Raw genomic sequence first — 24362 nt, 5'->3', positions numbered from 1 at the left:
CTATGATTGGTTCTTTGAATATCTTTCTAAGCTTTTTCTATAAGTAAACAACATTTTTTCGACTAAGAATCTTGGCTCAAATATTATCGCCCTCTTGCCAAGCTGTCTGAATTTTTGGAGCAGATAGCCCTCTTCGGAGGGCTTGTATTTTATTTTGAAAATAAGACTATTTTGAATGTCTTTTTCAAGAATTGGTTTAAAATCAATAAGCGTTAATAGTATTCTTTTTAGATCTTCAAGATATTGTTTGTCAACCCTAAATTTGGCAAAATGATACTCTTCAAGAAAAATTTTTTCTGCTTCTTCGAATAATTCATTTTCTCTATCTATTATTTCAAATGAAAGTATAGACGCAAATGGGGTTTTCATCTTTTTCTTGTCTTTGCTCAAATTTAGCCACAAGAGGTACCATTCATCCCTGTAGAATTCAAATTCTATTTTGTAAGGGAAGCATTTTGCCTTAAATTGTTCAGAATCAGAAATTTGAAATCTTAGAATTAAGTCTTTTTCTTCAAAAATAGCTGTGAACAATGGCTCTAAAAGAGTCCAGGACTTTCTATTTCTCTCTGGTTTATTTTTTATTATTATTTTCGGTAGACTCGATGTGTTTGTGTCAGCTAAAAAAGTTTTTAATTCTTTTCTGTCTTCTGCATTAAAGAAAAAGCCTGACTCATCAGTGTTAATTAAATATTTTAACCATTCCAATTCTTCATTGCTTAAATTACAAAAATCATCATTTGTAAACTCTTTTATCTTATTTAATATTTCAAGGTTATATATCTTAGATATCATAGTGAGCCTTCACTTATAATTGATTCGTAAGTAGACTTTAGGTCAATGAACTCCTCAATTAAACTGTTTCTTAGAGAACGCGGTTCTAATACCTGAGCGCTTGAGCCAAAACTCCTTATCCATGGTTTTATTTCGTTTAATTCTCTTGTCAATATCTTAAGAATAAAACTATTTTTATCGATAATCTCTATTTGACCATCCATTGCTTCTTTTTTGACCCTGTTTAGTATAAAATTTTTTGAACTTTTGCTGCTGTCGAAATAGAATTTTATTATTATCTCTTTTTCTTTCGCATCTTCTTCAACTAACCAGGATTTCTTGAGATTATCTAATCTCTTTTCAAGATGGCTATCTAAAATATCCGATTCCCTTATAACTTTTCCGAACTTAAAAATTCTGTCAATCAATACTCTTTTAGTATCACCATCAGTAATCAGATACCATCTTGCAAGTTGATAATCAAATAGTAAAAATTGAGGCATAACTGTTACCTTCTCTGAAGGTTTATTCTTGGATTTTGGCAATAAACTTAATTCAAGCGAACAGGCTTTTTTGCATTCTAATAAATTTAAGATATACAGAACATTTAGATCGTCGAACACCCTTAGCGGCTTTGAATGCTTGTAGCAAATAATATTTTTAATTTTTTTTAGCTTATTTGTTCCAAGTCTCTTCTCTAAAAAATATTTTAATATCAAGCTTCTGGTTGCCAAAAGCCCTGTATTAGAAAAAAAATCAGTAAAAAGATAAAGTTTTACCAATAAGTGTTCTGGCAATAGTGCCAAGCTCTTTTTTAGTTTATATTTTATATATTTTTTGTCTTTTACTTTTTCGACAAATCCATCGCTGACTAAAATCTTAAGATAATTTCTTATTGTTCTTAACTCTAAAAGAGAGCTTTCGTCTTGACACAAGGAATCGTTTAACTTATCGGTTATCTCACCAATGGATAGTTTGTCTCTTTTTAATAATTCTATTATCTTTGCATACCTTATTGCCTCTGTTTCTTTTATCTGGCCTGACAGTATAATTCCTAAATATTCATCAAGGACTGAATCAGAATCATATAGATATTTTTTTGACTTTAAGCTAATCAAAGGAGACATTGCCGATTCCAATCTGATTTTTCTGATTTTTCTAAGCGTGCTTTCAAGGCTTCCTAATGAGCCAAAAACCCTCATAAGGTTATCTTTTGAATTAATGCCCATTTCTAAACTTATCAATTTTAAGAACTTCAACAATTTTTGTTTATCTTCTTTGGGCATAATTTTATCTCATACAACATCTTTCCTTTTAAATTTTTTAATACAATCTAATATTAAATTAGCATATAAAGTGAACCTTGACAATTGAATATAGACTGCTAAAATTAACTTATTTAAGATTTTTTTTCTTAATTAGGGGGTAACAATGTCATATGTTAAAATTTAAAAAATTTAAAATAACGCTTAAGCTTCGTGATTTTACATCACTGCCGAAATACAAAAGCATAACGCTAAGAGGGGGATTTGGGAATATTTTCAAAAGTATTGCCTGCGTTCAAAAGGCGTTGGATTGTAGCGATTGCATATTAAATGAGAGTTGTATTTATAGAAAAATATTTGATAGCCCAAGGCCTCAGGGCGCAATGAAAATGACTAAATATCCATATATCCCCCACCCCTTTATTATATTTTCTCAAAATTATGAAACATCTTTTGATAAAGAGGATCTTTTTGATTTTGGGTTAGTTTTGATGGGTGACAGTATTGAAAATTTACCATTTTTTGTTTATACGTTTATCAAGTTAGGAGAAATTGGCCTTGGTAAAGATAGGGCAAGATTCGAAGTGGTTAGTGTAAGGGATGTAAATGGTGAGTTATTCGACCAGGAACATAAAACAATTAATTCATTTGCTAAAGACCCATCTTTGTTAAGCCTTGATAGGATATATTCTTCAGAAAACAATGGTTTTAAAAGATTAAAAATTGATTTCTTGTCTCCTTTGTCTCTTAGATTTGAAGGAAAAACAGTTTCTCTTCCTCAATTTCATATATTGATAAGAAATTTGTTGAGAAGAGTTTCATTGCTTGAGTTCTTCTATGGATATCCATCTTTTGAATCAAGTTTTATAAAGAAATGCATAAACGAATCACTTGAGGTAAAAATTTTAGAAAATAATACATATTTAGAAAATTTGAAAAGATTTTCTGGTAGGCAACAGAGACTAATTAACCATATGGGATTAGTTGGTGATATAACTTTTTCTAATGTGCCTAACAGTTTGATTTCTCTAATTGACAGCGCAAAAGAGATTTCTATAGGAAGAAACACAAGTTTTGGATTTGGGAGATACCTTTTAACTATTTTGTAAATTTTAATTTAATACTATTTTTAAGGAGTGCATAAATGGTGGGGAACGTTTTAATAAGTTTTTTGGGTGTAGGGGACTATAAGGTTACAAAGTATTTTATGAATGGCGATGATGAAAAGGTATTTTCTACAAAGTATGCCCCTATAGCTATAGCTAATCTTGCTAATATAGAGAAAATTATATTGCTTGTTACAAAAGAGTCAAGAAATAAACATTTTGAACAGTTTAAAAAAGAAGCAAACGATTTATGCGTGAAGGTAGAGGATAGAGATATTCCAGAAGGGCTTACAGAAAATGAAAGGTGGGAAATCTGGGACAAGGTTATCGATTGTACAGAATCTATGAATCAAATTTCTTTTGACATCACACACTCTTACAGACTTATACCATTTTATGTTTTTTTGACAATTGAGTTTTTGAGAAATATAAGGGGCATCGACCTGGGTGGTCTGTATTATGGCTTATATGACAAAGACAAAGAAAAAAGTCCCATAATTAACCTTGGAGAAGTTCTGGATATCTTAAGCTGGATAAACTTTTCAGGATTTTTTGTTAAAACTGGAATATTTTCAAAGGATGCAAGAGATTTTGTAAGAAAAATTCACGCAGGGGCATATAGAAACAATAGTTCTATAAAGCCAAAAATTTTGCAAACAATAGCGGGCAATTTTGAGTCTATTTCGTCTTCTTTAAACCTGGCTCAGGATATAAATATTAATAAGTATACGGATGACTTGCTAAAAAATTTAGAAAAAGAGGATGATCTAATAAAAGAGGCAAATTATCTCGCAAAACCGTTTGAGAAGATTTTTAAAAGGATCAAAGAAGAATATAAATTTTTAATCTCTGATGAACAAGCTACTGATTTTGTATATGCTAGAGGAACCATTCGTAAAGCTCACTGGTGCCTTGAACATGGCCTTTTGACACAATCAATTTTGTTACTAAGAGAGGCATTGGTAAACGTTTTTATCGAAGATAAGAACGAATTGACCGACAGAGAGAAAAGAGAAAAGATCTCTTATGTTTGCAATTATTTGGCCAATACTACAGACATTAAAAATCCATTTTTTAAATCTATTGATAAGGTGAATAATTTAAGAAATTTGATAGCTCATTGCGGCTATAACAAGAATTTGCTTGATGAGAAGAGTATAGAAAGCGATATCAGAGATTTGATTAAGCTTATAGAGGTCGCAATCTCTGAAGAAAATATAAAGGAGGTAAGAAATTTCTTGAACAATAAAAGTTCTGTTGAAATAGATCTTGGCAAGCTTTATGAAAATGTTGCAAAAGTTGGTGAAATAGAAGAGTATAGGGATAAAGTTTTAGAAATAGCTGGAGATGGTAAAAACGTAACCTTGACAGGCAACGCACCTGTCTGGATGTATCTATATATTGCTCACGCTCTTCATGGAAAAGCAAAGAGTCTAAGATATTCATCTCCTGTAATAAAAGATTTTGTAATATTTGATCACAATCCTTACTAAATGTCTGTAAAAATGTTTTTATCTATTTTTGGAAACACTGCTCTTTCATCTATTAGGCCAATCTTGAGCTCTGATATAAATATTTCTCTAATAAAACCATCTATTTCTGTATATGTCTTTTCATCTAAAGGTTGTATGCCGTGAGCAAGGAAGGAGAGGTTTCTCGAGTCTTGAACTTTTTTAAAAGATTCCTTATTATTCTGAAATGCTATCCCAAGCTCGTCATTCAAGTCATACAGGAGATCATATATCGCGTTAAGTCCGAGCCCTTTCTTCCCTCTATAAGTCTCCTTCCAAATAAATCTTTTTTCTTCAGATATCTTGAGAGTGTCAAAGTTAACTGTGGAGCTGTCCTGGCTATATCTGGCTTTCAATCTTTCTTGAGCAATCATCTCGGTAAGCCTATAAAGTCTCAGCACTGCATCGTCAAAGTGGCCTGCTCTTGCCCTCCTTTGTGCATTTTCGTATACATCGGAAAAAAGCTCAAGGGAATAGTTTTTAAACTTGTTTGTGCTGCTGGATATCACTTCGAGAAACTTTCTGTTATTTTCGATAGCGTTGTAAAGGTCTTTAAATTTCTTTTCTTCGAATATTCTTTCCATTACTGTAGGCCTAAAACATCTGATAGCTTCTTTGTAGCGGAAGAGATCCCAGAAATAAAAGCCTTTGTTGATCTCTCTTATAGCCTTGAAAAGAGTTTTTTTGTTTGTGTTTTCTATAATTTCTTCCAGAACTCTGTCTGCTGCCGCAAAGAGCTGGGAATTAAAAAAATCCACAAATTGATTAATTTTATCTTGTTGGAAAGTCTCGAGCGGATTTTTTATTTCTATTATTTCTTCGTGGCCGCTTTCGACTACGCCAACTCCTTCTTTTGTCCTTTTATTCCCGCCGATATAACAAAACTTCACTCCTTTATTAGACATAGCCAAAAAAAGTCCTATAGACATTGCTTTTGTGCCAGGAGTAAAGTCAACTACTATTTCTTCGGGAGCTGCATAGCCAGATATCCAATCGTATGCCTCGTTTGCCTTACAAAAAGTCTCTTCAATAGATTGGTGATCGTCAATGATAAATTTTTTAATTTTTGTACTAGGGCTTTTTATTTCTTGAGATATAGAACTAATTTGATTTATAGATTCCTGGCTTGCGATAATAGAAATATATTTCGGTTTGTGGCTCTTGATGGACTTTATTACAGGTTCTATTGTTCCACCTAATGTTATTATCATTGCCTTTGCTTTTTGCATTTTGAAATTCCTCCAAACTCATTTTGAAAGGGGTGAGATAAATAAATAATAAAACAATTTCTCGATTATTTATAGTGTATCTTAAGGAGGTGAAATGATTTGGGAGATTTAAAAAAAGAGTTCCAAACTTTGGCTCTTGCAGCGCTATTTCATGATATAGGAAAGGTGCTAAATAGAACCAGGGATGGTTACAGTAAAAATCATACAGAACTTACTGAACAATTTTTGGATGAGTTGGTGAAAAGGTGCGAAAATATCAAAAAGTTTGTTGATGAAAGCATATTTTCTCACATAGCATCACATCATCATGAGGGCGCAAGCAAGCTTTTGAAACCGAAACAGCTTTCTGATGAAAGAGAAAAGTTTCTTGCGACCATTATCAGCAGGGCGGATAATTTTTCGAGCTCTGAAAGAAGTGAAGACGAGGATGCAAATCAGTCTAATAGGACTCATTCAAGGATGAGATCAATATTTTATAACTTAAAATTTGAAAATTCTCAGGAAGTTAATCAAGAAGACGGGTTCTACGAGATAAGGGAGTTGGGACGTGAAAGCGTCTTTTTCAAGAAAGAAAACCAGCTGGATAAAGAAGGAACACAGCTTGCGTATGAAGAGTTGGCAAAAAAGATTACTGGTGAGATTACAAGGATTGAAGCTGGAGACAATTTTAATCTGTTCTTTTCTTCGGTATTATCTATTTTGGAAAAATATTTAGCTTTAGTTCCTTCTAGCACTCAATTTGACAAGCAAGATGTGTCTTTGTTTGATCACCTGAGCACCACCAGCGCTATAGCCTGTGCATACTATAGGTATCTTAAACACAAGCAAATAGATAAAATTTCTGATCTGGACAGCTTAGAATCAGATAAAAGTGCAAAGCCATTTGCTGTATTGCAGGGCGATGTTTCAGGAATCCAAAATTTTATTTTAAAAGTTGAAGGTTCAAATCCAAGGGGTCTAACGAAAACCCTTAGGGGTAGATCGTTTTATATTGCAGCTCTCTCAAGAGCTGTTTCTTTAAAGATTATAGATGAATTTAAGGTAGTTCAGTCAAACATCTTTCTTGATGCGGGAGGAAAATTTTCTATTCTTTTACCGAATACGCCTTTTATTAAAGATAAGATATCAGAGATTAGAAGAAAGCTTGATGAATTTTTCTTTTCTAGGTTTGCGGGACTACTTAGTCTTAATCTCACTGAGCCAGTTGAGATGGGCGTAAAAGACTTCTCCATAAAGGGAGATGAGGGTGAAGAAGGATTTCTTGGAATCCATAATAAGTTAGGATACAACAACCAGCTTGCGAAATCGAACAAATTTTACAGTCTATTTGGTGAAGATAATTTGGTAGATGAAACTCTAAATAACTTACGTGAGAAATTAAGTAGTAATGATGTCTGCAATTTATGTGGTATCTTTCCAAAGGAAGAGGAAGATAAATGTTCTATCTGCAAAGCTATGGAAAAAATTGGTCAAAAATTAACCAAAGATCGATTTTGGGTTCTGTACAGTATAAATAACAAAAATTGTGATAATGAGATTGTATCTGGTGTATGTTTGGAAATACTAGAAAGAGAAGAAGAAGTAAAAGAGAGGCTATATGACTCTTTTGTTGTGGACAGATTCTTTGATGTTGGGAAAAATGATCCTATTATTGGCGCAAGAAGATGGATAAACAATCATCTGCCTTTTGGAAAAGATTTCCCTATTGATATCAGTTCTGATGAACCCAAGAATGGAACGCTTTGTTATTTTTGCACTGATAAATGCAAATTGGTTCCTGATAAAGACGAGATCAGTAGAAAAGATGTAAAAAATGGTCCGCTTACCTTTCAGTGTATAGCTACTTATAGTAGATTTTTTGCATCAAAAAACCAAGCTGAAAGAATAGGCGAGGATCACCTGGGTGTTTTAAAGGCAGACGTAGACAATCTGGGTAAACTTTTTAGAGACTCCATGAAGGAGAAATTTTCAATCTCAAGGGTTGCTACAGTGTCAAGGTTTCTAAATTACTTTTTTACAGAAGTTCTTCAGGATATTATTGAAAAAGATGTTGTAGAGGGTATAAAGTTTAACGCTATTTACACCGTGTATTCTGGGGGAGACGATCTTTTCCTTATAGGTCCATGGATTGTCCTGCCTGACTTTGCACTACATCTAAGCAAAGAGTTTAAAAAATTTACTGGGAGAGATTGTATAACCTTTTCTTGTAGCATAGAGATGTTTAGGCCTCGATTGCCAATCGGTAGGGCTGTGGAAATTGCTGATAAATCTCTTGAGATGAGTAAATCTGGTCGCCTGACTTTCGAAGAAGATACCCTTCTTAAATCTCAGAACAAAGCTAATAGTAATGAAAGAGAAAAAGGTAATGTAAAAGGAAATATTACAATTTTTAAGAATACGGTAAGGCTTTTCAAGAGATCCTCAGATAAATTTGGATTTGAAGACTTGCTCAAATATAGGAATAAACTTTATGAACTTTGCACAAAATATGGGGAAAAGGAGGGGAAGGGTCTAATCAATAAGTCATTTTTGTATAGACTACTTAATATCTACAGACCTATGTTCCTTGACGCTAAAGGTTATGAGGAAAAATATGGCAATGTGAAATTTACTGGTAATCCCAAAGTTCTTTCGTTTAGATATATCCCTCTTCTAAAAAGAGATATAAAGAGAAATATTGTGAAGGATAGAAAGGATAGAGAACTTGTAGAACAGAAATTAATGGATGATATTAATGTTCTAATGGGATTGGATGAAAAGGGAGAAGGCCAATTTTATATGAAAAACTTAAAGATTCCTGCATTTTTAACTTTGTATGAATTGAGAGGAGGAGAATAATAATGCCTTATAAACCAAACAGACCTAATGTTTCAAGTGCCCAAAGACCAAATGGGCAGCAATCAAATTCTAGGCAAAATTTTCAGCAATCAAGTGCTAGAGATAACAATGATTTTGTGGAATTTTCTTATAAAGATCCTGATGAGTTTTTGAAAAAATCAGAAGAGTTTGCAAGAAAATTGGCAGGTGATGGTGGCAAAGATTTAGGCAAATCACAGCTAAGAAAATTCTACGATCAGGTGATTAGTTTAAGAGATGAGGTTCTTCAGAAATCTTTCTCTGATGAAAGAATTGAGGTTGACAATATAATATTTAGGCTAAAGCTATTGCAAGCACGAGTGATTTATTTGGCTAATAGAAAATCAGGCAACGGTTTTTTGATAGCTGAAACTGCCAAGAAATATTTGCTTGGAATATTAGAGAGAGGCATATTTCTTTGTAAAAATGAAAAAGAAGTTAACGAAGCATTGAAAAGATTTGCTATGGAATTTGAAGCAATTTATGCATATTTTTATGCTTATGCAAAAGACTAATCTTAGGAGGTGCTAAATAATGTTAACATATAAGAGTTTGACAGGAAAAATTTATTGTGTAACAGGCTTAAGGGTTGGAACCAGCACTGGCTCTGTGGAAATAGGGGGTAACGATAATCCAGTTATCAGGAACCCATACAACGATGAACCATATATACCAGGATCTTCTATTAAGGGCAAGGTGAGATCTATACTTGAGTGGGAACAGGGTAAAGTTATAAACAACGGAAAGACTCACTCGTGTACGGATATTGATTGTCCTATTTGTAATATATTTGGAGTTAGTGCGTCTGATAGAATTGAGGCTGACTCAAACTCACCAAGGGTTTCTAGAGCAATTTTTAGAGACGCATTTTTGACTGAAGATACGAAAAAATGGCTTAAAGATAGAGATATAGTCAAGTTTACTGAAATAAAATACGAAAATGTTATAAACAGATGCACTGCAAAGGCGGAACATCCAAGGCCAGTAGAGAGAATCCCTGCGGGGGCAGAGTTCGATTTTTCTCTAAGCTTCAGGAAATTTAAAGAAGATGGCGAAAAATATTGGGAAATTCTCCTTAGGGGACTGAAATTGTTAGAAAATGATTCTTTAGGTGGATGTGGTTCAAGGGGTTATGGAAGAATAGAATTTAGAGATCTAAGGGATGAGAATGGGGAAAAAATAGATCTAAAATCAATAAGGTTATAAATAAAATATTGTTAAGTTTCTTACAAAGAGAGGTGATATCAATGAATCTTTTTAAGATAAGCCTTCAACCGCTCTCGCTTTTTCAGACTCCATTAAGATCAGACACCATTTGGGGGCATATATGCTGGGCGATTAGATTTCTAAAAGGGGAATCTGAACTAAAAAACTTTTTAGCAGAGTATAAAAGAGGTAATTTTCCTATTATAGTTTCTGATGCCTTCCCAGACGGCTATCTTCCTATACCAAGACATCCTGGCATTATTAAAGATTTTGATAAAACTAAATCTGACATTGATCTAAAGAAGCTAAAAAAAGCAAAATATATACCAATTTCTGTATACGAAAAATTAGAAGAGAGCTTTGATGCATTTTTAGAAAATTTTAAAACCTATTTTTCTAATAAAGACAGTATGCAAGATAGTATAGATAACTATTTTATAAAATTTGATGAGTGGCACTGCAGTATAAACAGAGTAACTGGCAATGTCGAAATGGGGATGCTTTTTTCAAAGGAATGCAGCTATTTTAAGGGAAAACCTATACCTGTAATATACGTAAAGTCAGTTTTTGATAAGCCATATATAGAAAAAATATTTAAATTTATAGGGGAAAATGGTTATGGTGCAGATGCATCAGTTGGAAGAGGTAGATTTGAATTTGATATTTCAGATGCAAACTTGCCAGATTCAAAGAATCCTAATTCTTTTGTAACGCTTTCTCACGGTTTTGAGAAAGTATCAGAATTTAAAAGGTGTTTTTATGATGTGGATATTAAGTTCGGGAAAGTTGGCAATAATATTAGTTATAATCCCTTTAAGAGGCCTACAGTAAGCTTTAAGCCTGGTTCGCTTTTTATACTAAAAGAAGATGGCCAGCCAAGTATTGCATATGGCAAAGTGAAGGACAATATTCATAGCAGTATAGATTTTGTACACGAGTGCTCATTGCTTTTTCCCCTTTATGTGAGGTGGCAAAATGAATAAAAGAGAAATTTTTGAAACCAAGACTTATAGTTTGAAAATCCTTTCTCCTATCCACATAGGTACTGGAGAGGATATAGATCCAATGGATTATGTCTATAAGGACAAAAGACTTTATAGGATTTCATCTGATAGCTTTTTTAAACTTCTTGAGAGAGGAGGATTGAAGGAAAGAATAATAAAAGAAGACGTTTCAAAACTAAATATTAAGACTATTGCACAAAATATCAATGACATCTTTGATATAAATAATGATGATTATATATACTACATAGAAATTGAGGATAATCTTAAGAATAGCTTTCCAGAAAAATATTTTAATCCGGATGCACAGATGCAAATTGGTCTTACACTTAGATCAGGGGACGACATTATAATTCCAGGCTCCTCGATCAAAGGCGCTATTAGGACTGCATTTCTAAACTTTTTATCGGAGAAATATAGTGGTGAGGATTACAATCACAGTTTACAAGGAAGAAACCTTATGTTAGAAAAAGATGATGAAAGAAATTTAAAAAATCCTATAAATGATCCTTTTAAGTTTGTTAGCATAGCTGATGTCTCTGTATCAAATAAAACTAAGGTAGTAGAGATGAGTAGGGTAGGCCCAAAAGGCAATGGAATTCCTATAGTAAGAGAGATTATCGTCCCGGATAAAGAGAAAAATAATTTTTTAACTATTTCGATTAAAACAAATTTAAGAGATCGTTGGGGTAGTGGAGGTTTCGGGATGCCCAGGCTAAAAAAAGAATTAAAAGTTTTGAATCTAAAAAGTTTACTCGAAAAAACAGATGAGTTTTATAGGGGCCTTTTAAAGAAAGAGAGCTATTACTATAAACGCGTATATCCAGGCTTTGATGAAAGTTTTTTTACAGATATCGAAAAGGAAAAAGGTTATCTCCTAAGGCTTGGGTTTGGTTGTGGAAATTTAAGCTATACAGTTAAGAGTTGTGGCAAGGAGATAAAGCCTGGCAAGACAAAATTTTTGGTTAAATTAAAAAATAAAATGCTGCCATTGGGCTATGCGATATTAACCGAAAAAAATGAAACCTGCACAGATAGTTGAACTATTTTCTAATGGGAAGGAGAGGGAGGCGTATGATGCTATTGTTTCATGCGCCCCCTTTGTGGAGGTAAAGGATTCAGACCTTCATTTTGAGATGTACAAGATCTTGCTTTGCTTTGAGCTATTACCCCTTGCCGAAAAAGAATTAGAACTCTCAATTAGGGATAACCAGAAGAATCTGAAGGCAATATTTGCCATGGCTGATCTTTATGTAGAAGATTCCAGACTTGATAAAGCTGAAAAATTGTATATTGATTCCATAGATAATCTCCCAAATGAATCTGAACTATATGTTAGATATGGCTCTTTTCTCGAAATGCAAGACAAGACTCAAGCTGCGATTGAAGTCTATAAAAAAGCTTTAGACATAACAGGAGAACCTATTTTTAAGTCTCTCATAAAGGACAGGGAAAAAAGTTATGGTGCTGTATCAGAAGATGATGAGAAAGAAATTCTTGATCCAGAAGACAGACATATCTTAAAATTTTTGCAGCTTTTTAGAGGAAGAGAAGGGGTGTATGCCCGCCAGTGGAAAAATGCAAAGGGCGATCAAGGATATTCCCCGATAAGTGAACCCTTTACTATTGGAGTAGCCAAGAATCATATATTAGGCAATCTTACTGTGGGAGCGTATCAGCTAAGAATTGACAATAGCGTATGTTTTATCGTTTTTGATATAGACGTTGAGAAGTCGAAGCTTGCAGATTATTTTCAGAAACCAGCCGAAAGAAAAAGAATAGATTCTTTGTTATTAAACACTGCGCAGGAGATATACAATATCTGTGCTTCATTAGATATTTTGGCTTATATAGAGGATTCTGGTTACAAGGGTCGACATGTTTGGATTTTCTTGAAACAGGGGATTCAGGCTCACAAAGCGAAAAAATTTGGAAACTATGTAATTTCTAAGTTAGGTAACTTACCCAAGGAAATAAATATAGAGCTATTCCCAAAGCAAACGTTTGTAAAAGGTGGCGGGCTTGGAAATCTTGTAAAATTACCTTTAGGGATACATATAAAATCTGGAAGAAGAAGTATGTTTTTAAATCCCGATGGAACAGAACCAGAAAATCAGCTTATGTTTTTGATGGATGTCAAGTTAAACGATAGAGAAAAACTAAAAAATTTTATAGATAGCTTTCAGATAGGCAACTTGGACTTATCGCTGAATAAAAATTTTGAAAAAGAAATAGCAAATGAAATTGATAGAGTTATTTCGGATGAAGACGTAAAAGTTTTAGCTCCCCCAGAAGCAAAATATTCAGAACCTAAAGAATTCATAATAGATGAAGATTTAGAGTACCTAATTTTAAGGAGTTGCTGCCCTGTTCTTGGTATCCTTTGTGATAAAGCTTTTAGCGGGATTGGCTTAGACGTTGCAGAAATACAGGTTATTACATTTACGCTTGGCAATTTGAAATTTGGAAATTTTATTGTTAATGAACTTTTAAACAAAGCAGGCGTGATAGATACAAGACTTTATCTTAAAAAGCCTCTTCGTTCGAATCCTATGAGTTGCAACAAAATTAAAAACCTTATCCCAAATATTACATCCAATTACTGTTCGGAATGCTTTAATATGAAAGAAATATCCACATACCCAAACCCTTTGATCCATCTGTATAAGAAAGAAAATTTTTCAAAGTTGGATGCGGTTATCTTGAGGTTGATTGATCTGTCAAAAAAGAAGGAAGAAATAGAAATTGCATATAACTTAGCTTTAAATTTTGTTATCGATGAGCTAAGAAAAATAGATATGAGAGAAAGACAGATTGGCAATTACAAGGTCTTTATTGATGAGGAAAACAAATTGCAACTTTCAGATTCGAGTGAGAATTGATACTTTATATTGTAGAGCACGGAACAAGGATCCACAAAGACGCTGATAGGTTTGATATTTATAGAGGTTCAGAGCTTGTAAGAAGTTTTGTGTCCAGTCAAATCGAGAGTATTGTGGTTATGGCAAACGCATCTTTTACCCCACATGCTATAAACTATATTTTGAAAAATAACATTGACACTGTTTTCTTATCTTCTAAAGGAGTATATAGAGGCAGACTGATTGGTCAGATGCCAAAAAATGTTGAGCTTAGAATTATGCAGTTCAAGCTATATTTAGATGGAAATTTTGCGACAGAATTTGCAAAGAAGATTGTCTTTAGCAAGGCAAATAACTGTAGACATCTTCTTCAAAGATATAACTGGGACAGACGCAATGATAAGGTTAAAGACTGTATTAGCAAAATAAAATCTTTGGCCACAAAACTCGAGTTTATAGACGATATTGAACAGATTAGAGGTATTGAGGGAAAGATAGCAGCAATTTATTTTGATGCCCTATCAAATCTATTTATCCACAAAGAATTCAAATTTTTCGGTAGAAATAAAAGGCCGCCCCTTGACCCTATTAATGCGCTACTGAGTTTTCTGTATATTTTGCTATATCAAAGGGTTGAATCAGCGTTGTATGAATGTGGTCTTGACCCATATTTAGGTTTTTTCCATACTGTAGATTATTCAAAACCCTCTTTGGCTCTGGATCTAATGGAAGAATTTAGGGCATTAATTGATGGTTTGGTATTAAGACTGATTAATAAAAACATCTTTTCTTCTGAAGATTTTTGGTATAAAGAAGAATATGTCGAAGATAGTTCAGGAAAAGACATATACAGTGTTGAGGCGGTATATTTAAACATTGAAGGGGTGAAGAAAGCAATAACATATTTTCAGGAACTTTTAGAGAAGAGTAAATATATAAGCACTCTGGGAAACAATATTAATCTTTTTCAGGTGATAAGAGAACAATGTAAGATATTTGTAAGGTGTATAAGTAAAAATGAATTTTATCAACCCTTTACCCAAAGACAATGAATATCAGCTCTTATTCATTCTATGTAATTTCTTATGATGTGGTTGATAACAAAAAACGCTATAAGATAGCTAAGCTTTTGGAGGGTAAAGGGACAAGGGTCCAAAAAAGCGTGTTTGAATGTTATCTTACAGAAAAAGAATTAATTAGATTAAATAAAGAAATAATGAAGAGAATTAATCCAGACACTGACTCAGTAAGGATATATCTTCTTTGTAAGCGTTGTAAGTCTGCAATTTCTGTTTTGGGCAACGGTGTCCCTCAAGAACTTTCTGAATACGATATCTTGTAAGTTTCCTAAATTTTCATTTCAAATTCTAATCAAATTTTTGGAGGTAAAAAATGACAAACAACACTAAATTTATATTTTTGTTGGTGGCTGTATTTTTTTTGGTTACTTTTTTCTTAAGTTCAAGCCAATTAAAAACTGCAAATGCTAGCTATAAGGGAAATATTGCGCTTATATGTTTTTATGAAGGAGAAATGCAATCAACATTTAACAAAATTTGTTTCTACGATTGCCTTGGCACCATGTATGCTATAAACGTAAAACCTTACAAGTTGTGCCCATCAAGTATAGATAAGGATTAAAATAAAAACTGCAGGGGGGAGATAAGATGAATCTAAGTCCTTCGTCTTTAAATCTTTTATTAACCTGTTCGTATGCATATAGGTTAAAGTATATAGATAAGGTTCAACCAAAATTCAATATTAATACTGTTGCAGGTTCAGCATTTCATTTCACTCTATCAAGATTTTTTAAAACAAACAGCTTTGACCTAGAAAGTTCATGGAAAGAATACCGATACTATAATCCAGAGACATTGACTTTGTCAGTGCTTGAAGAGGATAAAATTAAAAACAATTTGTTTGCTATGCTTAGGCTTTACGAACCATTTGCCAGAGATTTAAAAGTAATCTCTTCTGAAGAAGCATTTAGTATGGATATTGGTAATATAAGGTTTCAGGGCATCGTAGATGCTATTACTGAGGATTCTATAATAGACTTTAAAACTACCACTAGAATTCCATCTAATATAACAAGTTCTCATATCATTCAAACCTCAATTTATTCTATATTGACAAACATAGATAGGGTAGAGTTGCATTATATTTCTGATAAAAGAGTAGTTATTTATAAAACTCAGATTTCAAATGAAATGAAAGAAAAAACATTAATGGTAATTGAAAGCGTTAAGGATATTTTGGAGAATAAAACCTTTATACCTAATGGACTAATTCATCCATATGCCTGTAAATGTTGTTCTGTTTCTAATTTTTGCTGTTTTTCAGATGGGATTTCTTAAATAATCATGTTTATTGTTCGAAAAAGATATTGTTATTTTACAAGATAATATGCTATATTAAAATTTAGATAAAAAGAGCACCTTGACAATTGAATAACGTTATTATTTTAACTGTATACTGGTATCCCATTGAGTATTAAAAAATGGCTTAAATTCGTTTTTATCCGAGGAAAATTTTTTGGCTTAATAAAGCTACAGATTGGGGTATGGTATTGTTGAAAATTATGATAGAAAATCATACCCACCCCTTTCGAGGATTTCGTATGTTTGACTATTGATAAATAAAGGTTTATGATGTGTACAGTTAGAAGAATTCCCTGAAGAATAAGGGATTGCGACCTTCTATGGGAAGTGTATGGACTACGCCTCCCATAGGTTAGAAGAATTCCCTGAAGAATAAGGGATTGCGACAATAAATACGACCCTCATGACCTTCAAAAACTCCATACAGCAGTTAGAAGAATTCCCTGAAGAATAAGGGATTGCGACTAAAATCGTTAACGATCTGATTCAGATCGTTCACACTTGACCGTTAGAAGAATTCCCTGAAGAATAAGGGATTGCGACACCCAGAACCTATCTGGGTCCTGGAGCCAGGTTATCCACCTGGTTAGAAGAATTCCCTGAAGAATAAGGGATTGCGACAAAGAAAACCTCAAAATACATTTCCAAATCTAAACACGGCTTGTTAGAAGAATTCCCTGAAGAATAAGGGATTGCGACATAAATTTTCTTCAAGGAACCAAGTTGTTACAACCTGTTAGAAGAATTCCCTGAAGAATAAGGGATTGCGACCAGATGGTAACCCACCTGGCATCAATCTTTACTACTGGCCTGAGTTAGAAGAATTCCCTGAAGAATAAGGGATTGCGACTATACGGGGACCAATTCGGTAAAATCAACTAATCTACACAGTTAGAAGAATTCCCTGAAGAATAAGGGATTGCGACAGGGGGTAGGCCCTGCAGTAATGCAGGGCTGGTAGCAAGTTAGAAGAATTCCCTGAAGAATAAGGGATTGCGACTCTGTGAGACCAGGTATATCCCCCCTTCCCTCTTATTGTTAGAAGAATTCCCTGAAGAATAAGGGATTGCGACTATACGGGGGTTAACTTGCAAATTTCATACTCCACCCCCTTTACTGTTAGAAGAATTCCCTGAAGAATAAGGGATTGCGACGAGTCTATTTGCTTATAGACTCCAAGGCCCCTGATGGGGCCTGTTAGAAGAATTCCCTGAAGAATAAGGGATTGCGACTTACCTGGGGCGTATTGAAATCCTGCAAAATCCCATGTTAGAAGAATTCCCTGAAGAATAAGGGATTGCGACCAATCATGATAACCATTTCTTTCATTTCTTTCTCTTTTGAATTTGGTTAGAAGAATTCCCTGAAGAATAAGGGATTGCGACTACAACATTCAAACGGGTTGCCCCAAACACTTTTAAGGAACACAGTTAGAAGAATTCCCTGAAGAATAAGGGATTGCGACAATTCCTTCATCTCTTTTGCATCGTTTTTCATTGTTTAACCTGTTAGAAGAATTCCCTGAAGAATAAGGGATTGCGACACCTCAACCTTTACAGCTTTAAATACCTCAAACTCAAAAGGGGTTAGAAGAATTCCCTGAAGAATAAGGGATTGCGACTGTGATGCACATCCCCCTTCTTCCTCGTACCGACATAGAAGGTTAGAAGAATTCCCTGAAGAATAAGGGATTGCGACTTTGTCAAGATATCTTGTGCTTGACCTTACTTTTTTGATCTGTTAGAAGAATTCCCTGAAGAATAAGGGATTGCGACCCCCCAGTGGTAAACAGGATTGTATTCTTTCCACTTCCACTGTTAGAAGAATTCCCTGAAGAATAAGGGATTGCGACCTATTCTATCTATTCTGAGAACAGGGACTCAACCGAGTCCCGTTAGAAGAATTCCCTGAAGAATAAGGGATTGCGACTATTTTCCAGGCATCATCAACCCAGACTCTGTCTGGGTCCTGGAACGTTAGAAGAATTCCCTGAAGAATAAGGGATTGCGACTTGTCCACCTGGCTCCTACCTTTACTGCTGGCCTTATGTAGAGTTAGAAGAATTCCCTGAAGAATAAGGGATTGCGACGAACCACGTGGTAACCCACGTGGTTCCTACACTAACGAGGTTAGAAGAATTCCCTGAAGAATAAGGGATTGCGACAATAAATAAGGCCCTCATTACCTTCAAAAATTGCATGTAACAGTTAGAAGAATTCCCTGAAGAATAAGGGATTGCGACATTATCCTCTCTGAACCAAGTGGTAACCCACTTGGTCCCAACGGTTAGAAGAATTCCCTGAAGAATAAGGGATTGCGACTTTATCAGTGGGACTGTTCTTTAAATCAACACAGTACGTTAGAAGAATTCCCTGAAGAATAAGGGATTGCGACAAAAATTGCATACATTTTTGACCTCCCTTTTTCGATTTTTGGTTAGAAGAATTCCCTGAAGAATAAGGGATTGCGACCTGTAGATCTGGGGAAATTTCCCCCAAGATAAAAACTACTCCCGTTAGAAGAATTCCCTGAAGAATAAGGGATTGCGACTTTTCAAAATTTTTTGAACCTGCCAACATTCTACCAAGTTAGAAGAATTCCCTGAAGAATAAGGGATTGCGACTGGCTGTGTCTTCTTATATACCGAACGCAAAGCAAAAAAGGTTAGAAGAATTCCCTGAAGAATAAGGGATTGCGACTTTTTACTCGTCCCTATCATATACGGAGCACTGATGGTTAGGTTAGAAGAATTCCCTGAAGAATAAGGGATTGCGACATGCAATGCCCCCTTCATTGCATGGGTGAGAGAATGTTAGAAGAATTCCCTGAAGAATAAGGGATTGCGACCAGAGAGATACGGCCTTTTTCACTGCCTTTTTCAAATTCGTCAAGTTAGAAGAATTCCCTGAAGAATAAGGGATTGCGACTTTCTCACACTCTTCTTCAAACTCACTAAGTCCATTTTTAAGTTAGAAGAATTCCCTGAAGAATAAGGGATTGCGACTTTTTATTGCCTCCCATATATTTTTTTTTTTAAAGTCCTGGTTAGAAGAATTCCCTGAAGAATAAGGGATTGCGACTTCTTTGCCATCAATTACGATGGCAAGTTTTTTAAAATTCGTTAGAAGAATTCCCTGAAGAATAAGGGATTGCGACTAAGGTACATAGCCTTCCACACTACAAAAATTAAGAAGGTCCTCCCAAGTTAGAAGAATTCCCTGAAGAATAAGGGATTGCGACAAGGCTTCCAGTGCCCCTACAAAAGGCACTGCCACCCCAGGGTTAGAAGAATTCCCTGAAGAATAAGGGATTGCGACTGTAAACCTCCCATAAATTTTTTTTGAATAAAAGCCCTGGTTAGAAGAATTCCCTGAAGAATAAGGGATTGCGACTTGTCCATTTTCCAACCTTGACAGCTGGCCTTATATGGACCAGTTAGAAGAATTCCCTGAAGAATAAGGGATTGCGACTAACATTTCGTTTAACCTGTATAGGTTTACCTCCCCGTTTAGTTAGAAGAATTCCCTGAAGAATAAGGGATTGCGACCCCCCTGTTGTGAATAAAATTATGTTTTTACCTGTAGAGCTTGTTAGAAGAATTCCCTGAAGAATAAGGGATTGCGACTCGAATACTACAAATCTTTCTCCCTTACTCATCATTTCTAGTTAGAAGAATTCCCTGAAGAATAAGGGATTGCGACCCGGTAGTAAACAGGATAACATTTTTACCGGTGCTACTATCCTTGTTAGAAGAATTCCCTGAAGAATAAGGGATTGCGACCTACCCACGTATGGCAGGCTTAAAACCTCTTTACCGTCGAGTTAGAAGAATTCCCTGAAGAATAAGGGATTGCGACGGGATATTGCCCCCTGTAGTAAATAAGACAACATTTTGTTAGAAGAATTCCCTGAAGAATAAGGGATTGCGACGTAAAGGGCACTACACTAAATGGGTCTTCTTCCTTAAACCACGGTTAGAAGAATTCCCTGAAGAATAAGGGATTGCGACTTACCCACGTGGCTCCAACTCTAACAAGCGGCCTAGTTAGAAGAATTCCCTGAAGAATAAGGGATTGCGACTCTTCCCACGAAGAGAAGAGCTTTTTTCCTACAGAGATGTTAAAGTCAATTTAAATTCCCCACCTGTGGCGCATTTATTTTCCCCAGTTTGTCTTACTTACTTTTTTATCAACTCCTTCATCCTGTAGCTCTTACCAGTTATTTTAAAAACATAGCAGTGGTGTATGATTCTATCTGCTATAGCAGATGCGAGAACTGCATCCCCAAATACATTTGCCCATTCCTCAAACGGTCTATTCGTGGTTATTATAATTGAGCCATTCTCATACCTCCTTCTTATTATTTCAAAGAACTCATCTACTGCATTTGTATCTATCCTTTTAAACCCTATTTCGTCAATAATTAATAGATGAACATCGAGTAGATCTTTTAAAGTGTTGTAATAAGTACCATCTCCTTTTGCAATTAAGAGTTTGTTTAAAAGATCGCTCGTGTGTATCATAATAACTTTGTATCCAAGCTTTATAGCTTCTATGCCTAAAGCATTTGCAAGGTGAGTTTTTCCTACTCCTGGATTACCCATAAACACTATGTTCTTCTTTTCTTTAATGTAATTGCAAGAAGATAGATCCAATATCATTTTTCTATTTAGTTCTGGTTGATAGAGGAAATCGTAATCTAAAAGTGTTTTATTAGGATCAAGCTTTGAACTTGAAAATCTCTTTTTATAAGAATTAGTCTGTCTGTTGGTAAATTCATCTTCTATTAATAGAGACAAAAAATCTATATAGCTTAAATTAGATTCAATTGCAAAGGCATTTCTTGCTTCTATAGATTTTGCTATACCTTGAAGTTTTAGCTTTGATAGTTTGTTTATTATATCTTTCACTCTTGACCTCTTGTAAGCCTATCGTAGATTGATAAGTCATTAGCAAAACCACCTGCTAAACAAATACCACTGGTCTCTTTATTGTTGTATATACCTTCCTGAATTATCTTCTTTATGGATAGATAGTTATATATGCCATAGAGATTTGCTCTTTTTAAAGATTGGTTAATAACTTCATTGCTGTATATATCTTTTAGGTGTAGTATGCCAGAGATAATTCTATGATAACTATTAGGTTTTAAAGATTTTAATTTGAAGAAAAAATCTTTGGCATCTTTACCAATTTCTCTCATCTTTTCTTCGTATTCATATGGCCTTGATAAAAAGTGTTCTAACTTTGGATTGTGAATTTTGTTTGTTATGAATTCACCTTGAGATAAAGATATCGAGTGGACTGCAACTTCTCTTAAGTGTTTATCATATATTCTTAACAAAGAACCATTTGATTTTATTGTAAGCTCCTGTCCTATATATTCTCTTGGTACAGAATAGTAGTTGTATTTGTACGATATATGGGAGTAAGCGTTAACAGTCCTTTTTTGAATATCAACAATTTCATATCTTTCAAGAGGCAGAGCTGTAAGGTGCATTCTTTCTACTGTTTCAAATTCATTTTTAGGTATTTTTCTTGTTGTCCCATGAAGTCTTGTATTGCAGATATTATTAATCCAATATTTTAGTTTTTCTGAAGCATCATAATAATCTCTTGTGTCAAGACCCTTTAAGAAATTATTTTTAACATACTTAATGCCAGACTCTACCTTGCCCTTATCTGTTGGTGTCCTTGGTCTGCAGGTTATTGGTTCGCAATTATAGTGTTGGAGAAGTGCTGCATATTCTTTTTGGATTAATGGCTCATAAAAGCTTGTTTTTAGAACCGCTGATTTTAGGTTGTCTATACTGACTACTCTGGGAACTCCTGTAAAGAATTCAAAAGCGTTTATATGACACTTTATGAAAACAGAAACGCTCTGGTTAGTAACAAGCTCATAATAAGAGTATCTACTTGATGAGAGTTTCATACAAAATATCCAGACCTTAACCTTCTTTCCATTTTTTTCAAAGTATCCTGCATATCCAAAATCCACCTGCGCCTCTTGTCCTGGTGGTGTAATTACAGGCATATATGGAAAATTAGGACCTTTTAACTTTGCTACATATCTTTTTACAGCAGAATAACTTATTGAAATATTCCTTTCTTCCAAGAGTTTCTGATGCATAAGCCTAGCGCTTAGTTTGTTCTGAAGACCGTTAAGCAAAAAATCTTTATAATCATCTAAAATACTCTTTCTTTCTATAATAGGTGGTTTTATTCCTTCTGATTTAATCTTGTCCCTTATCTTTCTTACGGTCTTTCTATCCAAATGCAAGTCACGTGCTATTTGAGATATATTCTTGCCTAAGTCCAACATACTCTTTACTGAATAGTACATACAAATCTCCTTCATATTTTTACCTCCTAACATAGGAGGTATTTTATATTTTATTGTGGGGAATTTAAACGCTCCCTACCTGGGGAATTTATAGTACCATTAACACTATCCAGGAACTGCTATCAGATTTTGATAATGACGATTCTAATGAAATGATATTGAAAAATATTTTTAATAGGCTTAAAGACGAACTAAAATTAGAATCTAAAGATGATGCTCAATTATCAAAAGATTTGCAGAATAAATACGAAGCGAAGATATCAATCCTTAAAAAATATTTTATCAAGCACTATAAAGAAGGCTATAACATAACTCCCAGGGATAGGTTGAAAGAAAAAGTTCTTTTAAATTTTATAAGAAATATATTATAAAGATTAATTTACTTGTTTGAAAATATCCTTTGAATATTTTTCTATATCTCCAGGGGTAAGCATATGAAATTTTTCTTTCACTGCGATAAAGTATCCACTGATCAATTCTTTGGGTATTATAATATTGGAATTCATTCCTACAGGCAATTTACTTCTGATATGTAACCATGGCTCTTCCAGATGGGTAAACCTTTCCAGTGTGTTTCCGCTATAACAGCAGAAGTTTTTAATGACACTGTCTAATATAGCTTTTTCTGAAGTTGTAAAAACCGATTCGTCGAAATCTCCAATGCTTTCAATGGGATCAAATTTATAGGACGAATATTTGTTGTATATATCTCTGTAAACCGGCCCGTGAACCCATGCTTCACAATCATCGTCAAAACAAAATCTTTTTTCAAAGGCATAATAAAAGCCCTGAACATAATATAGAGCTTTTTGTAAAGCCAGTGGGGTTATGTCTTCACATTTATAAAGCATATATTGAATTATCAAATCTAACTTTGATCCCGAGTTTGCTTGCTTTCCAAGCAGCTCATCCACCTTTCGTTTACTTTTTTCATATGTATGAGATGATCTTAAATTATCTTTATTTTTATCCAATAATTCTTTATAATACGCAGGGTCATCATAAATTCTTTGAAGAATTTCTGAATACTGATTTGTGGGCATATCTCCATCGCAATATCTCGAAAAAGTCATTTCACCCCAGCCTAAAAGCAATGAAAGCGGACGTTTTCCGATATTATATCTTTTAGGAATTTCCAATATTTTTTCCAGCGAAATAATGTTGTTTTTTTGGCGATAAGAATCATATAGTGCCTTAAGATTTTCGTCTTCTATGTCAGCTACATAAATCTCACTCTTACATTCTTTGCATACAGCTCTTTTTCCAGAGTATTCATAATCTTTACCTTTGAGCCTTGCCTTGATCAATGCAGTTTCTACCGAATATTTAACATCTCTTCTGCATTCCTCGCAAAAAGTCATTTTTCTATTCATAACACACCTCCTCTTAAATCTTTTGATTGATTATCGGAAAAGATAGTCAATCGGTTTGTTGCGCTTGTGAAACGATACTACAACAACTATTTTTCTATTTTTAGTTTCAATTACATTAAATTTAATATAAATGTCAATTGTTTCTTCTATGCTATCGAAGTTAAATAGCTGAACCTGCGGACAAAATACATATAAAACTTCCCATTCGAACCCTTCTTTTGTATTTTGCAATGAATGGCAAAAATCTATTGTTTTAATGCTAAGCAAAATCTTTTTTTGTTTTTTTGGTGTTTAGGTTATATTCAACTATAAAATCTCTGTTTTCTTGTCTATTTTCATTTTTTGATACAATAAATCGGTCTTCTCTGATACAATCTTGTATCCTTTCTCGAATCAAATCAATCTGCTCTTAAGTGAAGCTCTGATTATGGTGCTGATTCATTGAATCACCTCTTTA

The 24362-nt window shown here is 34.1% G+C and carries 19 protein-coding genes, 1 pseudogene and 1 CRISPR repeat array; of the genes and pseudogenes, 13 read left to right on the top strand and 7 right to left on the bottom strand.

What is annotated here, in order from left to right; translation table 11 throughout:
- Positions 1-792 carry a WYL domain-containing protein gene (locus tag V4762_RS00190; RefSeq protein WP_347313743.1) on the bottom strand — a complete coding sequence of 264 codons (792 nt, stop codon included), beginning with the start codon at positions 790-792 and terminating at the stop codon, positions 1-3.
- Positions 789-2057, bottom strand: a complete 1269-nt coding sequence (locus tag V4762_RS00185) for a WYL domain-containing protein (RefSeq protein ID WP_347313742.1) — start codon at positions 2055-2057, stop codon at positions 789-791. The genes V4762_RS00190 and V4762_RS00185 overlap by 4 nt, the downstream gene beginning before the upstream one ends.
- Positions 2058-2209: 152 nt before the next feature.
- On the opposite strand from V4762_RS00185, the gene cas6 reads away from it, so the two are divergent.
- Together cas6 and csx2 are read left to right on the top strand one after the other, a co-directional pair.
- A complete protein-coding gene (gene cas6, locus V4762_RS00180) occupies positions 2210-3145 on the top strand; it encodes a CRISPR system precrRNA processing endoribonuclease RAMP protein Cas6 (protein WP_347313741.1) in 936 nt (311 codons plus the stop codon).
- A 35-nt stretch (positions 3146-3180) separates the two neighbouring features.
- Positions 3181-4635 carry a TIGR02221 family CRISPR-associated protein gene (gene csx2 / locus V4762_RS00175; protein ID WP_347313740.1) on the top strand — a complete coding sequence of 485 codons (1455 nt, stop codon included), beginning with the start codon at positions 3181-3183 and terminating at the stop codon, positions 4633-4635.
- Here csx2 and V4762_RS00170 read toward each other — a convergent pair.
- On the bottom strand, positions 4632-5882 hold the full coding sequence (locus V4762_RS00170) for a TIGR02710 family CRISPR-associated CARF protein (RefSeq protein ID WP_347313739.1): 1251 nt from the start codon (positions 5880-5882) through the stop codon (positions 4632-4634). The two genes, csx2 and V4762_RS00170, sit on opposite strands and share 4 nt — an antisense overlap.
- A gap of 99 nt (positions 5883-5981) precedes the next feature.
- Between V4762_RS00170 and cas10 the strand changes: the two genes are divergently transcribed.
- The 10 genes from cas10 to V4762_RS00120 are packed head-to-tail and all read left to right on the top strand — an operon-like array spanning position 5982 to position 16166.
- The gene (cas10, locus tag V4762_RS00165; RefSeq protein ID WP_347313738.1) at positions 5982-8720 is read left to right on the top strand and encodes a type III-A CRISPR-associated protein Cas10/Csm1; all 2739 of its coding nucleotides are present in this window, start codon (positions 5982-5984) and stop codon (positions 8718-8720) included.
- 2 nt (positions 8721-8722) lie between these two features.
- Positions 8723-9253, top strand: coding sequence for a type III-A CRISPR-associated protein Csm2 (csm2, locus tag V4762_RS00160; RefSeq protein WP_347313737.1), 531 nt, complete (start codon positions 8723-8725; stop codon positions 9251-9253).
- 19 nt (positions 9254-9272) lie between these two features.
- Positions 9273-9944, top strand: coding sequence for a type III-A CRISPR-associated RAMP protein Csm3 (csm3, locus tag V4762_RS00155; protein WP_347313736.1), 672 nt, complete (start codon positions 9273-9275; stop codon positions 9942-9944).
- Positions 9945-9985: 41 nt separating this feature from the next.
- A complete protein-coding gene (csm4, locus tag V4762_RS00150; protein ID WP_347313735.1) occupies positions 9986-10927 on the top strand; it encodes a type III-A CRISPR-associated RAMP protein Csm4 in 942 nt (313 codons plus the stop codon).
- Complete coding sequence (gene csm5, locus V4762_RS00145) at positions 10920-11990, top strand: type III-A CRISPR-associated RAMP protein Csm5 (RefSeq protein WP_347313734.1); 1071 nt, start codon at positions 10920-10922, stop codon at positions 11988-11990. Before csm4 ends, csm5 begins: the two co-directional genes overlap by 8 nt.
- Positions 11968-13830, top strand: a complete 1863-nt coding sequence (locus V4762_RS00140; protein ID WP_347313733.1) for a CRISPR-associated primase-polymerase type A1 — start codon at positions 11968-11970, stop codon at positions 13828-13830. Before csm5 ends, V4762_RS00140 begins: the two co-directional genes overlap by 23 nt.
- Positions 13827-14861, top strand: coding sequence for a CRISPR-associated endonuclease Cas1 (gene cas1, locus V4762_RS00135; RefSeq protein ID WP_347313732.1), 1035 nt, complete (start codon positions 13827-13829; stop codon positions 14859-14861). The genes V4762_RS00140 and cas1 overlap by 4 nt, the downstream gene beginning before the upstream one ends.
- Positions 14858-15151 (top strand): CRISPR-associated endonuclease Cas2, encoded by a 294-nt coding sequence (gene cas2, locus V4762_RS00130; RefSeq protein ID WP_347313731.1) that lies wholly within the window; start codon positions 14858-14860, stop codon positions 15149-15151. Before cas1 ends, cas2 begins: the two co-directional genes overlap by 4 nt.
- A gap of 50 nt (positions 15152-15201) precedes the next feature.
- Positions 15202-15450: a hypothetical protein gene (locus tag V4762_RS00125; RefSeq protein ID WP_347313730.1), complete on the top strand. Its 249-nt coding sequence runs from the start codon at positions 15202-15204 to the stop codon at positions 15448-15450.
- Between the two features lie 26 nt (positions 15451-15476).
- A complete protein-coding gene (locus tag V4762_RS00120) occupies positions 15477-16166 on the top strand; it encodes a PD-(D/E)XK nuclease family protein (protein ID WP_347313729.1) in 690 nt (229 codons plus the stop codon).
- A 303-nt stretch (positions 16167-16469) separates the two neighbouring features.
- Positions 16470-20270: a CRISPR direct-repeat array (repeat unit 36 nt; unit sequence GTTAGAAGAATTCCCTGAAGAATAAGGGATTGCGAC).
- Positions 20271-20367: 97 nt separating this feature from the next.
- On the opposite strand, the gene istB is transcribed toward V4762_RS00120, so the two are convergent.
- Positions 20368-21099: an IS21-like element helper ATPase IstB gene (istB, locus tag V4762_RS00115; protein ID WP_347313728.1), complete on the bottom strand. Its 732-nt coding sequence runs from the start codon at positions 21097-21099 to the stop codon at positions 20368-20370.
- Positions 21096-22547 carry an IS21 family transposase gene (istA, locus tag V4762_RS00110; RefSeq protein ID WP_347313727.1) on the bottom strand — a complete coding sequence of 484 codons (1452 nt, stop codon included), beginning with the start codon at positions 22545-22547 and terminating at the stop codon, positions 21096-21098. Before istA ends, istB begins: the two co-directional genes overlap by 4 nt.
- A gap of 137 nt (positions 22548-22684) precedes the next feature.
- On the opposite strand from istA, the gene V4762_RS00105 reads away from it, so the two are divergent.
- On the top strand, positions 22685-22903 hold the full coding sequence (locus V4762_RS00105) for a hypothetical protein (RefSeq protein WP_347313726.1): 219 nt from the start codon (positions 22685-22687) through the stop codon (positions 22901-22903).
- A gap of 3 nt (positions 22904-22906) precedes the next feature.
- On the opposite strand, the gene V4762_RS00100 is transcribed toward V4762_RS00105, so the two are convergent.
- On the bottom strand, positions 22907-23905 hold the full coding sequence (locus V4762_RS00100; RefSeq protein WP_347313725.1) for a type II toxin-antitoxin system antitoxin SocA domain-containing protein: 999 nt from the start codon (positions 23903-23905) through the stop codon (positions 22907-22909).
- A 30-nt stretch (positions 23906-23935) separates the two neighbouring features.
- Positions 23936-24308, bottom strand: a pseudogene (locus V4762_RS00095) (hypothetical protein).
- Positions 24309-24362: the final 54 nt, after the last annotated feature.

The sequence above is a fragment of the Thermodesulfobium sp. 4217-1 genome (genome assembly GCF_039822205.1).
Lineage (GTDB): Bacteria > Thermodesulfobiota > Thermodesulfobiia > Thermodesulfobiales > Thermodesulfobiaceae > Thermodesulfobium.
Note: the sequence above shows the minus strand (reverse complement) of the source record. Positions and strands in the feature narration are given on the sequence as shown.